The 16,094-nt window shown below is 63.6% G+C and carries 12 protein-coding genes and 1 riboswitch; of the genes, 8 read left to right on the forward strand and 4 right to left on the reverse strand.

Features of this window, described 5'->3' with window-relative positions; all coding sequences use genetic code 11:
• Positions 1 to 107: 107 nt before the first annotated feature.
• From BLR77_RS08190 to BLR77_RS08200, 3 genes are all read right to left on the reverse strand, one after another.
• A complete protein-coding gene (locus BLR77_RS08190; RefSeq protein WP_074676517.1) occupies positions 108 to 494 on the reverse strand; it encodes an MAPEG family protein in 387 nt (128 codons plus the stop codon).
• Between the two features lie 97 nt (positions 495 to 591).
• Positions 592 to 1,875: a Zn-dependent hydrolase gene (locus BLR77_RS08195; RefSeq protein ID WP_074676518.1), complete on the reverse strand. Its 1,284-nt coding sequence runs from the start codon at positions 1,873 to 1,875 to the stop codon at positions 592 to 594.
• Between the two features lie 88 nt (positions 1,876 to 1,963).
• The gene (locus BLR77_RS08200; protein WP_074676519.1) at positions 1,964 to 3,451 is read right to left on the reverse strand and encodes an NCS1 family nucleobase:cation symporter-1; all 1,488 of its coding nucleotides are present in this window, start codon (positions 3,449 to 3,451) and stop codon (positions 1,964 to 1,966) included.
• Between the two features lie 576 nt (positions 3,452 to 4,027).
• Between BLR77_RS08200 and hydA the strand changes: the two genes are divergently transcribed.
• The 3 genes from hydA to preA all read left to right on the forward strand — a co-directional run bounded on the left by hydA (position 4,028) and on the right by preA (position 8,326).
• The gene (gene hydA / locus BLR77_RS08205) at positions 4,028 to 5,467 is read left to right on the forward strand and encodes a dihydropyrimidinase (RefSeq protein WP_074676520.1); all 1,440 of its coding nucleotides are present in this window, start codon (positions 4,028 to 4,030) and stop codon (positions 5,465 to 5,467) included.
• 216 nt (positions 5,468 to 5,683) lie between these two features.
• The gene (locus tag BLR77_RS08210) at positions 5,684 to 7,051 is read left to right on the forward strand and encodes an NAD(P)-dependent oxidoreductase (RefSeq protein ID WP_074676521.1); all 1,368 of its coding nucleotides are present in this window, start codon (positions 5,684 to 5,686) and stop codon (positions 7,049 to 7,051) included.
• The gene (gene preA, locus BLR77_RS08215) at positions 7,052 to 8,326 is read left to right on the forward strand and encodes an NAD-dependent dihydropyrimidine dehydrogenase subunit PreA (protein WP_074676522.1); all 1,275 of its coding nucleotides are present in this window, start codon (positions 7,052 to 7,054) and stop codon (positions 8,324 to 8,326) included. It begins immediately after the preceding gene.
• Between the two features lie 108 nt (positions 8,327 to 8,434).
• Here the strand turns inward: preA and BLR77_RS08220 are convergent, their stop codons facing one another.
• Positions 8,435 to 9,055, reverse strand: coding sequence for a TetR/AcrR family transcriptional regulator (locus BLR77_RS08220; RefSeq protein WP_074676523.1), 621 nt, complete (start codon positions 9,053 to 9,055; stop codon positions 8,435 to 8,437).
• Positions 9,056 to 9,196: 141 nt separating this feature from the next.
• Positions 9,197 to 9,288: riboswitch (S-adenosyl-L-homocysteine riboswitch) on the forward strand.
• Positions 9,289 to 9,309: 21 nt separating this feature from the next.
• On the opposite strand from BLR77_RS08220, the gene ahcY reads away from it, so the two are divergent.
• The 5 genes from ahcY (at position 9,310) to BLR77_RS08245 (ending at position 15,994) form a co-directional block, all read left to right on the forward strand.
• The gene (gene ahcY / locus BLR77_RS08225) at positions 9,310 to 10,704 is read left to right on the forward strand and encodes an adenosylhomocysteinase (protein ID WP_074676524.1); all 1,395 of its coding nucleotides are present in this window, start codon (positions 9,310 to 9,312) and stop codon (positions 10,702 to 10,704) included.
• A 100-nt stretch (positions 10,705 to 10,804) separates the two neighbouring features.
• Positions 10,805 to 11,650 (forward strand): methylenetetrahydrofolate reductase [NAD(P)H], encoded by an 846-nt coding sequence (metF, locus tag BLR77_RS08230; protein WP_074676525.1) that lies wholly within the window; start codon positions 10,805 to 10,807, stop codon positions 11,648 to 11,650.
• 82 nt (positions 11,651 to 11,732) lie between these two features.
• Positions 11,733 to 13,106: a nucleotide 5'-monophosphate nucleosidase PpnN gene (gene ppnN, locus BLR77_RS08235; RefSeq protein WP_074676526.1), complete on the forward strand. Its 1,374-nt coding sequence runs from the start codon at positions 11,733 to 11,735 to the stop codon at positions 13,104 to 13,106.
• A 52-nt stretch (positions 13,107 to 13,158) separates the two neighbouring features.
• Positions 13,159 to 13,917 (forward strand): substrate-binding periplasmic protein, encoded by a 759-nt coding sequence (locus BLR77_RS08240; RefSeq protein WP_074676527.1) that lies wholly within the window; start codon positions 13,159 to 13,161, stop codon positions 13,915 to 13,917.
• A 187-nt stretch (positions 13,918 to 14,104) separates the two neighbouring features.
• Positions 14,105 to 15,994, forward strand: coding sequence for an RNA helicase RhlE2 (locus tag BLR77_RS08245; protein WP_174578056.1), 1,890 nt, complete (start codon positions 14,105 to 14,107; stop codon positions 15,992 to 15,994).
• Positions 15,995 to 16,094 lie beyond the last annotated feature (100 nt).

Below are 16,094 nucleotides of genomic sequence, written 5' to 3' on the forward strand. Positions count from 1 at the left end.
GCCGCCCTACAGGCCGATAGCCCAGATAAAACGCACCAGAATGGCGCGATGACTGGCAAGTCACGCGCCTTTCCAGCCCAGCGTGCCTAGCCAGCTGCAAACGCCGACTAGGCGGACACCACGAACAACGCCACGATCAGCCCCATTCCGGCGAACCACACCAGCGAGCGCACCGGCCCCCAGTCAGCCAGGTAGCAGATGAAGTACAGCAGGCGACTGACGATGAATGCCACGGCCAGTTGATCGAGCAGCCCCTGCTCGGCGCCACCGGCCTGGTGGGCGATGATCACTGCGGCGGCGAACGCCGGGGTCACCTCGAAGCCGTTGAGCTGGGCGTTGTTGGCCCGCTTGCGCCAACCGTCCAGGGTACTCAGGAACGCGCGCGGGTCCTGATTGGCGCGCGGTCCGTAGCCGGGGCCAAGGAACTTGGCAGTGGCGGTACTCAGGTAGGGCAGGAAGATGGCGATCAGCACGCACCAGTAGGCGAGGGTCATGGAAGCTCCGCAGCTCGGTAATGGAGTGCGCAGCTTGTCCCGAGCAGGCACGGGCGTCCATGACTGCCGCCGACCAGATCGACGGCGTTTCAGCCAATCAGGCCGCCTGTTTACCCTGCGCCAGTGCCACCGAGGCAGCGAGCATGGCGCGCAGCAGCACCGCGCAGCCGGCGGCCAGGTCCGCTGGCGCGGCGTTCTCGATCTCGTTGTGGCTGATGCCGCCCTCGCAGGGTACGAAGATCATCCCGGCCGGGCCCAGCTCGGCGAGAAAGATCGCGTCATGCCCGGCGCCGCTGACGATATCCATATGCGACAAGCCCAGGCCGGCCGCCGCGCCGCGCACCGCCTCGACGCAGCCCTGATCGAAATACAGCGGCGGGAAGTCCGCGGTCGGCGTCAGCTCGAAACTCAGGCCGTGCTTGGCGCAGGTCGCCTCGATCACACCACGCACCGCCTCGATCATCGAATCCAGGCGCTCCGGCTCAAGATGGCGGAAATCCAGGGTCATGCGCACCTCGCCGGGAATCACGTTGCGCGAGCCGGGGTAGGCCTGCAGGCAACCGACCGTGCCGCAGGCATGCGGTTGATGCTCCAGCGCCACCCGGTTGACTGCCGCGACCACCGCTGCGGCGCCAACCAGCGCATCCTTGCGCAGGTGCATCGGTGTCGGCCCGGCGTGGGCCTCGACGCCCTTGAGCGTGAGGTCGAACCACTTCTGCCCGAGCGCGCCGAGCACCACGCCGATGGTCTTGCCCTGATCCTCGAGAATCGGCCCCTGCTCGATATGCGCCTCGAAATAGGCGCCCACCGCATGGCCGCTCACCGCCCGTGGCCCGGCATAGCCGATGGCGTTCAGCGCCTCGCCGACGCTGATGCCTTCGGCGTCGCGCTTGGCCAGGGTTTCCTCCAGGGTGAACTTCTCGGCGAACACCCCCGAACCCATCATGCACGGGGCGAAGCGCGAGCCTTCCTCGTTGGTCCACACCACCACTTCCAGCGGCGCTTCGGTCTGTATGCCCAGGTCGTTGAGGGTACGCAGCACCTCGACGCCGGCCAGCACGCCGAAGCAGCCGTCGAACTTGCCGCCAGTGGGCTGGGTGTCGATATGGCTGCCGGTCATCACCGGTGGCAGTGAGGCGTTGCGCCCGGGGCGGCGGGCGAAGATATTGCCGACGCCATCGACAGTGACAGTGCAGCCGGCCTCCTCGCACCAGCGTACGAAGAGGTCGCGCGCCTGGCGGTCGAGGTCGGTCAGGGCCAGACGACAGACCCCGCCCTTGACGGTGGCGCCGAGCTGCGCCAACTCCATCAGCGATTGCCACAGGCGCTCGCCGTTGACGTGCGGCTGGCTGGATTGCAGAACCTCGGTGGCAGTGTTCATGGTCATTTCCTCGGCCTCTCTGGTTGTCTGTGACGCGCCCGCGGCAGCGAGGCGCGTCTGCTGGATCGCTTCGCGGGCAAGCCCGCTCCTACACCGGCGCCTTGGCCACCACCGGCTGTGCGCTACGCAGGCTGCACAAACCGAAGTAGATCAAGCCGCCCAGGAAGGAACCGGTAAACCAGCCGTAGTCGTAGAACCAGCTGAAGGCGCTACTGCCCAGCGACAGCAGGGTCAGCGCTACAGGTACGGCAAAGGCGGCGAAGCCGATCCAGTTCCACGCCGGGTAGACGTCATCGCGGTACAGCCCGGCCAGGTCCAGTTGCTGTTTCTTGATCAGGAAGTAGTCGACCACCATGATCCCGGCAATCGGCCCGAGCAGGCTGGAGTAACCCAGCAGCCAGTTGGAATACACGCTTTCCAGGCTCAGCTCGGAGACCAGCAGCCCGAGCTTTTTCAGCAGTTCATGGCCCATCAGCCCCAGGCCGATCAGGCCGGTGAGGATCACCGCCTTGGTGCGGTCGATCAGCTTGGGGGCGATGTTCTGGAAATCGTTGGTCGGCGAGACGATATTCGCCGCCGTATTGGTCGACAGCGTGGCGACGATGATCAACGCCATCGCCAGAGCGACCCAGCCGGGGCTCTGGATATGACCGATCAGGCTGACCGGATCGGACACCGTCTGCCCCACCAGACCTTCCGAGGCTGCGGTCATCACCACACCGAGAGCGGCGAAGAGGAACATGGTCAGCGGCAGACCGAAGATCTGCCCGAGAATCTGGTCCTTCTGACTTTTTGCATAGCGGCTGAAGTCGGGGATATTCAACGACAGGGTGGCCCAGAAGCCGACCATGGCCGTCAGCCCGGCGAGAAAGTAACCGGTGACGCTGGCACCCTCGGGGCGATTGGCCGGCTGCGCCAGCAACTCGCTCATCGACACGTTGGGCAACGCCCACACCAGCAGGCCGGCACCGACCAGCACCAGCAGCGGCGCGGACAGGGTTTCCAGCCACTTGATCGACTCGGCGCCGCGCAGCACGATCCACAGGTTGAGTGCCCAGAAGATCATGAAACCGATCACCTCGCCGGTGCCGCCGAGCGTCTTCCAACTCTCGAAAATCGAACCCAGCAGCAGGTGGATCGCCAGGCCGCCGAACATGGTCTGAATACCGAACCAGCCGCAGGCCACCACGGCGCGGATCAGGCAGGGCACGTTGGAGCCGAGTATGCCGAACGAGGAACGCAGCAATACCGGAAAGGGAATGCCGTACTTGGTGCCAGCAAAGGCGTTGAGGGTCAGCGGGATCAGCACCACCACGTTGGCCAGCAGAATCGCCAGCAGCGCCTCGCCCACCGACAGGCCGAAGTAGGCGGTGAGCACGCCGCCCAGGGTGTAGGTGGGCACGCAGATCGACATGCCGACCCACAGCGCGGTGATGTGCCACTTGTTCCAGGTTCGCTGATGCACCTTGGTCGGGGCGATGTCATGGTTGTAGCGCGCGCTGTCGAGTACGTCGCTGCCAGCGTTCAGCTCATACAAGCCCTCCCGCTCGGTCACTTCCGATCTGCTCTGTTGCATGGGCCTCTCCAGTATTTTTCTGATTGTTAGCGCATCGGGCTAATTCGATGGCCGGAGTTCAGGAGCCGGCCAGCACGGGGGCAGCGCCACTCAATAAGCGTGCCGCATTCCCCGACGGGGCCTGCATCCTGCCTGCTTGAACACATTAAGCATCTGATCTGAAAACGTTTTATCTGAACCCACAGGCGTCGCCAACAGACGCCATAGACCGACTCGGAACGGCTTGTCCTGTCAGTCAGGATTCAAACTGGTGCAAGCGAATTTTTTTCGCCGCCCAAGGCCGCGCCATGCCAGGGCACAAGCGGCTGATTTTCCATGAGAAATCTTGACCATATTGGCATTCTGTCAAGTGCGTCAAAATGGTGAGAGCCCTCACCATTTTGGTGATTTTTAGTTTTTATTGTTAATTTTCAATAACTTAATCAAACAAAAACTGATCAAAAAATAATCTTGCCCAATCCGATTACTGCAACTAGATTCAATTCCTGTCACAGCTGACAGGAATTGATATTGACCCTCGTCAGCACCAGAAAGCCAAGAGCCGACACGCATCGGCCTGCCTGCGAGGAACCCACCATGTCGCTGTTGATCCGTGGCGCCACCCTGGTCACCCATGAGCAAAGCTACCGCGCCGATGTGCTCTGCGCAGACGGCCTGATCCAGGCCATTGGCGACAACCTCGACGCCCCCGCTGGCTGTCAGGTGCTCGACGGCAGCGGCCAGTACCTGATGCCTGGCGGCATCGACCCGCACACCCATATGCAATTGCCCTTTATGGGGACGGTAGCCAGCGAAGACTTCTTCAGCGGTACCGCCGCCGGTCTGGCGGGCGGCACCACCTCGATCATCGACTTCGTGATTCCCAATCCGCAGCAATCCTTGCTCGAAGCCTTCCATACCTGGCGCGGCTGGGCGGAAAAGTCCGCGTCCGACTACGGCTTCCACGTCGCCATCACCTGGTGGAGCGAGGAGGTCAGCCGCGAGATGGGCGAGCTGGTGGCGAAGTTCGGGGTCAACAGCTTCAAGCACTTCATGGCCTACAAGAACGCCATCATGGCCGCTGACGACACCCTGGTGGCGAGCTTCGAGCGCTGCCTCGAACTGGGCGCAGTGCCCACCGTGCACGCCGAGAACGGCGAGCTGGTCTATCACCTGCAGCAGAAGCTCCTGGCCCAGGGCCTGTCCGGGCCGGAAGCGCACCCGCTGTCGCGGCCCTCGCAGGTTGAAGGCGAAGCCGCCAGCCGCGCCATCCGCATCGCCGAAACCCTCGGTACGCCGCTATATCTGGTGCACGTCTCGACCCAGGAAGCCCTGGACGAGATCACCTACGCTCGCGCCAAGGGCCAGCCGGTGTACGGCGAGGTGCTGGCCGGCCACCTGCTGCTGGACGACAGCGTGTACCGCCACCCCGATTGGCAAACCGCCGCCGGCTATGTGATGAGTCCGCCGTTCCGCCCGCAGGGCCATCAGCAGGCGCTCTGGCGCGGCCTGCAGTCGGGCAACCTGCACACCACCGCCACCGACCACTGCTGCTTCTGCGCCGAGCAGAAAGCCGCCGGGCGCGATGACTTCAGCAAGATCCCCAATGGCACGGCAGGCATCGAGGACCGTATGGCGGTGCTGTGGGATGAAGGGGTGGGCAGCGGCAAGCTGTCGATCAATGACTTCGTCGCGCTGACCAGCACCAACACCGCGAAGATCTTCAACCTCTATCCGCGCAAGGGCGCGCTGCAGGTCGGCGCCGATGCCGACCTGGTGCTCTGGGACCCCGAGGGCACGCGGACCATCTCGGCCAAGACCCATCACCAGCAGGTCGACTTCAACATCTTCGAAGGCAAGACCGTGCGCGGTGTGCCCAGCCACACCATCAGCGCCGGCAAGCTGGTCTGGGTCGATGGCGACCTGCGCGCCGAACGCGGCGCCGGCCGCTATGTCGAGCGCCCGGCCTACCCGGCGGTGTTCGACCTGCTGAGTAAACGCGCCGAGCAGAACCGCCCGACTGCCGTCGAGCGCTAAGTCAGGGACACAGAAGAACCTGTGGGAGGGGCTTCAGCCGCGAAAATCTGGATAGCTCAGGAGCTGTCGCGGCTAAAGCGGAACGCCGCCCGGCCCCACCCACACAGCCCCGGCCGCCGCCGCACCCATTCCGCCACACCGGCCCGCAGAGGCTGGGCGGCCGCTTATCCGCTGTTAACTGCCCAATAAAAGCCACAAAACCGTGAGGCAATTACCGTGATAGACACCCTCAGCCATTTGCCGCGACCGGATGCCGGCGCCGCCGAACTGGCCGATCGTTTCAGCGATCTGGCCCCACCGCTCACAGCCCGCCAGGCCGCCCTGGAAAGTTCGCGCTGCCTGTATTGCTACGACGCGCCCTGCGTCAACGCCTGCCCCAGCGAGATCGACATTCCTTCGTTTATCCGCAATATCAGCCACGAGAACATTCAGGGCGCGGCCGAGAAGATTCTCTCGGCCAATATCCTTGGCGGCAGCTGCGCCCGCGTCTGCCCCACCGAGATTCTGTGCCAGCAAGCCTGCGTGCGTAACAACGCCCAGGAATGCGCGCCGGTGCTGATCGGCCTGTTGCAGCGCTACGCCATCGACAACGCGCAGTTCAGCGAGCACCCATTTCAGCGCGCGCCAGCCAGTGGCAAACGCATCGCCGTGGTCGGCGCGGGGCCGGCAGGTTTGTCCTGCGCCCATCGCCTGGCCATGCACGGCCATGAGGTGGTGATTTTCGAGGCCCGCGAGAAAGCCGGCGGCCTCAATGAATACGGCATCGCCAAATACAAGCTGGTGGATGACTTCGCCCAGCGCGAAGTGGATTTTCTTCTGCAGATCGGCGGCATCGAGATCCGCCACGGCCACAAACTGGGCGACAACCTCAGCCTCAGCGAGCTGCACCAGCAGTTCGACGCGGTATTCCTCGGCATCGGCCTGGCCGCCAGCAAGCGCCTAGGCCTGCCGGGCGAAGACGCGCCGGGCCTGCTCGCCGCCACCGATTACATCCGCGAACTGCGCCAAAGCGATGACCTTACCCAGCTGCCCGTGGCCGAGCGCTGCATCGTCCTCGGCGCCGGCAACACCGCCATCGATATGGCGGTGCAGATGAGCAAGCTCGGCGCCCGCGACGTCAACCTGGTCTATCGCCGCGGCTTCGAGGAAATGGGCGCAACCGAACACGAGCAGGACATCGCCAAGGCCAATCAGGTGCGCCTGCTGACCTGGGCACAGCCGGATGCGGTGCTGCTCAACGACCAGGGCCAGGTGCGCGGCATGCGCTTCGCCCGCACTCGGATGGAGAACGGCCGCCTGCACAGCACCGGACAGACCTTCGAGCTCGCCGCCGACGCCATCTTTACCGCCATCGGTCAGGCCTTCGATGGCCAGGCCCTGAACGATCCGCTGGCCCGCGAGCTGAAGCGCGAGGGCGAACGCATCTGGGTCGACGCCCAGCTGCAAACCAGCGTGCCCGGCGTGTACGCCGGCGGCGACTGCACCGCCCTCGGCCAGGACCTCACCGTACAAGCCGTGCAACACGGCAAGCTGGCCGCCGAGGCCATCCACTCTCATCTGCTGCTCAATGTGGAGGCCGCATAAATGGCCGATCTATCCATCGAATTCGCCGGCATCAAGGCACCCAACCCCTTCTGGCTGGCCAGCGCGCCGCCCACCGACAAGGCCTACAACGTGGTCCGCGCCTTCGAGGCAGGCTGGGGCGGCGTGGTCTGGAAGACCCTCGGCGAAGACCCGGCGGCGGTCAACGTCTCGTCGCGCTACTCGGCGCACTTCGGCGCTGACAGGAGCGTCCTCGGGATCAATAACATCGAGCTGATCACCGACCGCTCGCTGGAAATCAACCTGCGTGAAATCACCCAGGTGAAGAAGGACTGGCCGGACCGCGCACTGATCGTTTCCCTGATGGTGCCCTGCGTCGAGGAATCCTGGAAAACCATCCTGCCACTGGTGGAAGCCACCGGTTGCGACGGCATCGAGCTGAACTTCGGCTGCCCCCACGGCATGCCCGAGCGCGGCATGGGCGCGGCGGTCGGCCAGGTGCCGGAATACGTGGAGATGGTCACCCGCTGGTGCAAGACCTATTGCTCGCTGCCGGTGATCGTCAAGCTGACGCCGAACATCACCGACATTCGCACCTCGGCACGCGCCGCCCATCGCGGCGGCGCCGATGCGGTGTCGCTGATCAACACCATCAACTCGATCACCAGCGTCGACCTGGAGCGCATGGTCGCCCACCCCGTGGTCGGCACGCAGAGCACCCACGGCGGCTACTGTGGCTCGGCGGTCAAACCCATCGCCCTGAATATGGTCGCCGAAATTGCCCGCGACCCCGAAACACGTGGTCTGCCGATCTGCGGCATCGGCGGCATCGACAGCTGGCGCGATGCGGCGGAGTTCGTCGCCCTCGGCTGCGGCGCGGTGCAGGTGTGCACGGCAGCCATGCTGCATGGCTTTCGCATCGTCGAGGAGATGAAGGACGGCCTGTCGCGCTGGATGGACAGTCAGGGCTACCAGAGCCTTGCCGATTTCTCCGGGCGTGCAGTGGGCAATACCACCGACTGGAAGTACCTGGACATCAACTACCAGGTGATCGCCAGGATCGACCAGGACGCCTGCATTGGCTGCGGGCGCTGCCATATCGCCTGCGAAGACACCTCCCACCAGGCCATCGCCAGCCTGCCCCAGGCCGACGGCACGCATAAGTACGAGGTGATCGATGAAGAATGCGTGGGCTGCAACCTGTGCCAGATCACCTGCCCGGTGCAGAACTGCATCGAGATGGTGACTCAGGACACTGGCAAGCCCTTCCTCGACTGGAACCACGACCCACGCAATCCGTATCGCGTGGCCAGTTGAAAATACCTCGCGGCTAAAACAGCTCGCGGCTAAAGCCCCTCCCACGACTTGCACTCTGCCTGTGGGAGGGGCCGGGCGGCGTTCCGCTTTAGCCGCGACAGGCTGCGATTACGGCTCCAGCCCAATCCCGCGCAGAATCACCGCCGTGACCGTCTGTACCGCGCGCTCGAACTGCACATCCGATAACGGCTGGTGGTCGTTGAGCACGCCCACCTGGTGGCTGAAATCGGCGTAGTGCTGGGTCGAGGCCCAGATCATGTACAGCAGCGCCGACGGCTCGACCGTGAGGATGCGTTTGGCTTCAACCCATTGGCGGATCTTTGCTTCCTTCATCTTCGCCCAGGTATACAGGCTGTCGTCCAGGGTTTCGCCGAGCATGGGCGCGCCGTGGATGATCTCGTTGGCCCAGACCTTGGAGCCGTGCGGGCGGGTGCGTGAGTGGTTCATCTTGGCGCGGATATAACTGCTCAACACCACCCGTGGGTCGTCAAACAGCTCGAAGCACTGGGCGTCCTGTTTCCAGACTTCGAGCAGATCGAGCAGCACGGCGCGATACAGCTCGTCCTTGGTACTGAAGTAGTAGTGCAGGTTCGAGCGTGGCAATTCGGCCTGCTCGGCGATATCGGCCATGGCAGTGCCGCCGTAGCCTTTTTCGGCGAAGACCTTTTCGGCGGCCAGGAGGATCTTCTTGACGTTGCGACGGCGAATTTCGATTTTGTGGTTGGCCATGGCCGATCCGTTGCGACTAGACGTGCCAAGGCTACCACTGGCGATGCCGACGGGGCGACGGAAAGCCTTGGGCTGTACGCCGCACGCAGCTATAATCCGCGAGCTTCAAACGACCGGCACAGCTCCGGTCGCTCCCGCCACCTGTCCGAGGGGCGCTGCAGCAGGCCGGTCGACACCGGTTTGTCAGGCTCGGATGGGGCGTTAACCATACGCATCAACGGCGCCCATTCGCAGACAACGAATGGAGAGCTTTCATGAGCGCTGCTTTTAACGATTTCAAAGTCGCCGACATTTCCCTGGCCGATTGGGGCCGCAAAGAGCTGATCATCGCCGAATCCGAGATGCCGGCACTGATGGGCCTGCGCCGCAAGTACGCCGCCAGCCAACCGCTGAAAGGCGCCAAGATCCTCGGCTGCATCCACATGACCATCCAGACCGGCGTGCTGATCGAGACGCTGACCGCTCTGGGCGCCGAAGTGCGCTGGTCCTCCTGCAACATCTTCTCCACCCAGGATCAGGCCGCTGCCGCCATCGCCGCTGCCGGTATCCCGGTATTCGCCTGGAAGGGCGAAACCGAAGAAGAGTACGAGTGGTGCATCGAGCAGACCATCCTCAAGGACGGCCAGCCGTGGGACGCCAACATGGTGCTGGACGACGGTGGTGACCTGACCGAGATCCTGCACAAGAAATACCCGCAGATGCTCGAGCGCATCCACGGCGTCACCGAAGAGACCACCACCGGTGTGCACCGCCTGCTCGACATGCTCAAGGCCGGCACCCTGAAAGTCCCGGCGATCAACGTCAACGACGCCGTGACCAAGAGCAAGAACGACAACAAGTACGGCTGCCGTCACAGCCTCAATGACGCCATCAAGCGCGGCACCGACCACCTGCTGTCGGGCAAGCAGGCGCTGGTGATCGGTTACGGCGACGTGGGCAAGGGCTCGGCGCAGTCGCTGCGTCAGGAAGGCATGATCGTCAAGGTCAGCGAAATCGACCCGATCTGCGCCATGCAGGCCTGCATGGACGGCTTCGAGCTGGTCTCGCCGTACAAGAACGGCATCAACGACGGCACCGAGGCCAGCGTCGACGCCGCACTGCTGGGCAAGATCGACCTGATCGTCACCACCACCGGCAACGTCAACGTCTGCGACGCCGGCATGCTCAAGGCGCTGAAGAAGCGCGCCGTGGTGTGCAACATCGGCCACTTCGACAACGAGATCGACACCGCCTTCATGCGCAAGAACTGGGCGTGGGAAGAGGTCAAGCCGCAGGTGCACAAGATCCACCGCACCGGCGCCGGCACCTTCGATCCGACCAATGACGACTACCTGATCCTGCTGGCCGAAGGTCGCCTGGTGAACCTGGGCAACGCCACTGGCCACCCGAGCCGGATCATGGACGGTTCCTTCGCCAACCAGGTGCTGGCGCAGATCTTCCTGTTCGAGCAGAAGTTCGCCGACCTCTCCGCCGAGAAGAAAGCCGAGCGTCTGACCGTCGAAGTACTGCCGAAGAAGCTGGACGAAGAAGTGGCGCTGGAAATGGTCAAGGGCTTCGGCGGCGTGGTTACCCAGCTGACCAAGCAGCAGGCTGACTACATCGGCGTGACCGTGGAAGGCCCGTTCAAGCCGGACGCTTACCGCTACTAATGCGTAGGGTGGATAAGCCCCCGGGCTTATCCACCGCCGACTTCCCGCAAGGTAGATGGAAAACCGCCATCCACCCGACGTCTGCAAGGCTAGAAACCCTATGAGCCAAGAACGCCGCTACAGCTTCGAGTTCTTCCCCACCAAGACCGAAGCCGGGCATGAAAAACTGATGGACGTGGCGCGCCAGCTGGCGACCTACAAACCCGATTTCTTCTCCTGCACCTATGGTGCCGGTGGCTCCACCCGTGACCGTACCCTCAACACCGTGCTGCAGCTCGATGGCGAGATCAAGGTGCCCACCGCACCGCACCTGTCCTGCGTCGGTGACAGCAAAGCCGAACTGCGCGAGCTGCTGAATCTGTACAAGAACGCTGGCATCAAGCGCATCGTGGCCCTGCGCGGTGACCTGCCATCCGGCATGGGCATGGCCAGTGGCGAACTGCGTTACGCCAACGAACTGGTCGAGTTCATTCGTACCGAAACCGGTGATCACTTCCACATCGAAATCGCCGCCTACCCGGAGATGCATCCGCAGGCGCGCAACTTCGAGGACGACATCGCCAACTTCGTGCGCAAGGCCAAAGCGGGCGCTGACAGCGCCATCACCCAGTACTTCTTCAACGCCGACAGCTACTTCTACTTCGTCGAGCGCGTGCAGAAACTGGGCGTGGACATTCCCGTAGTGCCGGGCATCATGCCGATCACCAACTACAGCAAGCTGGCGCGCTTCTCCGACGCCTGCGGCGCTGAAATCCCACGTTGGGTACGCAAGCAGCTGGAAGCCTACGGCGACGATGCCGACAGCATTCGCGCCTTCGGCGAACAGGTCATCACCGAGATGTGCGAACGCCTGCTGCAAGGCGGCGCGCCCGGCCTGCACTTCTACAGCATGAACCTGGCTGGCCCCAGCCTGGCCATCTGGAACAATCTCAAGCTGCCGCGTTAACAGGCCGCTTACTCGCAGGCTGCCCAGTACGGGCAGCCTGCTCGCTTCAACCTCCCGCCTTGCCGCCGAAGGATCGCCCCCCATGCTCAACCGCACCAAGATCAACGCCTCAGTCAGCCCCAAGGGCAGCCTGGAAACCCTCTCGCAGCGCGAAGTGCAACAACTGCGCGAAACCGGTTCCGGCAGCGTTTATCGCCTGTTTCGCCAGTGCGCACTGGCGATCCTCAATACCGGCTCGCACAGCGACAACGCCAAGACCATCCTCGAGGCCTACCCGGACTTCGAAGTGAAGATTCACCAGCAGGATCGCGGCATCCGTCTGGAACTGTTCAACGCCCCGGCCGACGCCTTCGTCGATGGCGAGATGATCGCCAGTACCCGCGAGATGCTGTTCAGCGCCCTGCGCGACATCGTCTACACGCAGAGCGAGCTGGAGAACAAGCGCATCGACCTGGACAGCTCCGAAGGCATCACCGATTACGTCTTCCACCTGCTCCGCAATGCCCAGACCCTGCGCAGCGGCGTCGAGCCTAAGATGGTGGTGTGCTGGGGCGGTCACTCGATCAGCACCGAGGAATACAAGTACACCAAGAAGGTTGGCCACGAGCTCGGCCTGCGCGGCCTGGACATCTGCACCGGCTGCGGCCCGGGTGTGATGAAGGGACCGATGAAGGGCGCCACCATCAGCCACGCCAAGCAGCGCAACCTCAAAGGTCGCTATCTCGGCCTGACCGAGCCCGGCATCATCGCCGCCGAAGCGCCGAATCCGATCGTCAACGAACTGGTGATCCTGCCGGACATCGAGAAGCGCCTGGAAGCCTTCGTGCGCGTCGGCCACGGCATCATCATCTTCCCCGGCGGCGCCGGCACTGCCGAAGAGTTCCTCTACCTGCTGGGCATCCTCACCCACCCGGACAACCAGGACGTGCCCTTCCCGGTCATCCTCACCGGCCCGAAGACCGCCGGGCCGTACCTGCAGCAGCTGCATGATTTCATCGGTGCCACCCTGGGCAAGGTGGCGCAGCAGCGCTACCGCATGATCGTCAACGACCCGGCCGAAGTCGCCCGCGAAATGGCCGTCGGCATCAAGGCCGTGCGCCAGTTCCGCCGTGAGCGCAATGACGCCTTCCACTTCAACTGGCTGCTGAAGATCGACGAAAGCTTCCAGCACCCCTTCGAGCCGACCCACGAAGCGATGGCCAGCCTCAACCTCACCCGTGAGCAGCCACTGCATCACCTGGCCGCCAACCTGCGTCGCGCGTTCTCCGGCATCGTCGCGGGCAACGTCAAGGAAAACGGCATCCGCCTGATCGAGGAGCACGGCCCCTACGAGATTCGCGGTGAAACCACCATCATGCGCCCGCTGGATCGCCTGCTGCAGGCCTTCGTCGAACAGCACCGCATGAAGCTGCCAGGTGGCAGTGCCTATGAGCCCTGCTATCGGGTAGTCGACTAAGGCGGCGCAAGACGCACTTTCAAGGCACCCGCAAAATCGCTAATCTGGCGCAATGCCATTATTCCAGCGCCAGATTATCGCCACCTTGTTGCTGTGCTGTTGCGCGCTCACCGCTCGCGGCGAAACGCTGCGCCTGGTCACGGATGCCTGGGCGCCCTACGTGTACGAGGAAAACGGCCAAGCCGCTGGCCTCGACTACGAGATCACCCGCGAGGTGCTACAGCGCCTGGGGGTAAAGCTGGACCTGCAATTCCTGCCCTGGAAGCGCTGCCTGCTGGAGCTGGAACTGGGCAATGCAGACGGCATTCTGGATATTTTCCATCTGCCCGAGCGCGAGGCGAGCATGCTCTTCATCGAAGAGCCGCTGAGTGACGTCGAGCTCGTGCTGTTCTACGCACGTAACCGCCCCTACCCCTACGAGAACCTGGAAGACCTGCGCGACTTGGTGATCGGCATTTCTCCAGGCTACTGGTACAACGACGAAACCTTCCGCAACTCGCCCTTGTTCAGTCGCGAAGAAGCGCCGACTCACGAGGCAAACCTGGGCAAGCTGGTACGCCACCGCGTCGACCTGGTCATCAATGACCGTCGCGCCGGCCTCTATCTGACTACGCAGCTGGGCCTGCAACAACAGGTCGACTACAACCGCAAGGCGGTCGGCCATGACCGCCTGTACCTCGCACTGCGCCACGATCCCGCACTGGCGCGCCTGGCCGAGGACTTCGCTGGCGAGCTGCGCCGCTTCAAGCGCGAGCCTGCCTACGCCGCGTTGCAACAGCGCTATGCCAACCCTGAACGGCTCAGGCCGTGAACCAACCGACAGGCTGGTAGCTGCGCAAGGCCTCAGCTCTGTTATACTCGGGTCTTCCCGCCAGGCTTGCGCCCGGATGCTAGCTCCCAGAAGCCAGCAGTACCGGACGGGATCACGCCCCCCACGTGTGATTCAAGCCAGGCTCTACACCCCCAGGGCCACGCCCTCACTTAGTACAGGATTGCTCATGTCCTTTGCCTCCCTCGGTCTCTCCGAGGCTCTAGTCCGTGCGGTCGAATCCGCCGGCTACACCCAACCCACTCCGGTGCAACAGCGGGCCATTCCCGCCGTGTTGCAAGGTCGCGATCTCATGGTGGCGGCCCAGACGGGTACAGGTAAGACGGGCGGTTTCGCCCTGCCGATCCTCGAACGCCTGTTTCCGGGCGGTCATCCGGATCGCGAACAACGTCACGGCCCGAAACAACCGCGCGTGCTGGTGCTGACCCCCACTCGCGAACTGGCCGCTCAGGTGCATGACAGCTTCAAGGTCTATGCCCGCGACTTGAAATTCGTCAGCGCCTGCATTTTCGGCGGCGTTGGCATGAACCCGCAGGTCCAGGCCCTGGCCAAGGGTGTCGACGTTCTCGTGGCCTGCCCCGGCCGCCTGCTCGACCTGGCCAATCAGAAGGCCATCGACCTGTCCCACGTCGAAATCCTCGTGCTCGATGAAGCCGACCGCATGCTCGACATGGGCTTCATCCATGACGTGAAGAAAGTCCTCGCCAAGCTACCAACCAAACGGCAGAACCTGCTGTTCTCGGCGACCTTCTCGAAAGACATCACCGACCTGGCCGGCAAGCTGTTGCACAACCCCGAGCGCATCGAAGTCACGCCGCCGAACACCACGGTCGAGCGCATCGAACAGCGCGTATTCCGCCTGCAGGCCAGCCACAAGCGCGCCCTGCTCGCTCACCTGATCACCGCGGGTGCCTGGGAGCAAGTGCTGGTATTCACCCGCACCAAGCACGGCGCCAACCGCCTGGCCGAGTACCTCGACAAGCACAAGCTGCCGGCTGTAGCGATCCACGGCAACAAGAGCCAGAACGCCCGCACCAAGGCCCTGGCCGATTTCAAGGCGAACAAGGTGCGCATTCTGGTCGCCACAGATATCGCCGCTCGCGGTCTGGACATCGACCAGTTGCCGCACGTGGTCAACTTCGAGTTGCCCAATGTCGAGGAAGACTACGTGCACCGCATCGGCCGTACTGGCCGTGCCGGTCGCAGCGGTGAGGCCATCTCCCTGGTGGCACCGGACGAAGAGAAACTGCTCAAAGGCATCGAGCGGATGACCAAGCAGAAGATCCCCGACGGCGATCTGCTGGGCTTCGACGCCAGTACCGTGGAAGCGGAGCGCCCGGAAGTGCGCGAGCCGCGCCAGCCACGCAATGCAGGGCAGAAGAAAGTCAAAGGTGAAGGCGCTGACAAGCCAAAGGGCGAGCGCAATAACGGCGGCCGCAGAGACAAGGGCAAGGACAGCGGCAAGGAGCAGAAAGCCAAGCCGCAACAGCAAGGTCAGGGCCAGAACCGCCGTGGCCAGCAGCCTCGCAACCAGAGCCGTGGCGCAGCTCCGGCTGTTCCACCCTTGCCTCCGGATCGCGATCCGGAAGAGTTCCTCGACGACGAAATCGACAATTTCGGCAACCGCGCCGATTACGTACCGGTGCAGAACAAGCCGCAAGGTCGCGGCCGCCGCTCAGGCGGCGGGGCTGCTGGCAATGGCCCTGCCCAAGGTCAAGGCCCGAAAGCCAACAGCAATAACAGGCAGCCCCGCAGCAATGCTGGCGGTACCCCAGGCACCCCCGGCAAGAATCGTCGTCAAGGTGGCCAGGGTGGTCAGGGCCGTAATGGCGGTGGTCGTGGCCGAGCGACAGATGGGCGCATCACCTCGCTTGATCGCGACGAGCTGCCACGCGCCGAAGCGGCCGTGCGCAACCCACGCGAAAAGCAGCCCATCATCGTGCACAAGGGCTCGCGCCTGGATCGTTTCCCCAGCGCTGAGCAGCTCGACGAGCTGAGCAACAGCAGCCGACCGCGCAGCGAGAAGCCGGCGCTGCTGACGCGTAACCGCGAAGAGTAAGCGACCACGCAAACAAAAACGCCACCCCATGGGGTGGCGTTTTCGTTGGTGAGCAACATTGCTCGCAAGGAGAAGATGACGCGCTAGACAGCCCTCTCCC

The organism is Ectopseudomonas alcaliphila, assembly GCF_900101755.1.
GTDB classification, from domain to species: domain Bacteria; phylum Pseudomonadota; class Gammaproteobacteria; order Pseudomonadales; family Pseudomonadaceae; genus Aquipseudomonas; species Aquipseudomonas alcaliphila.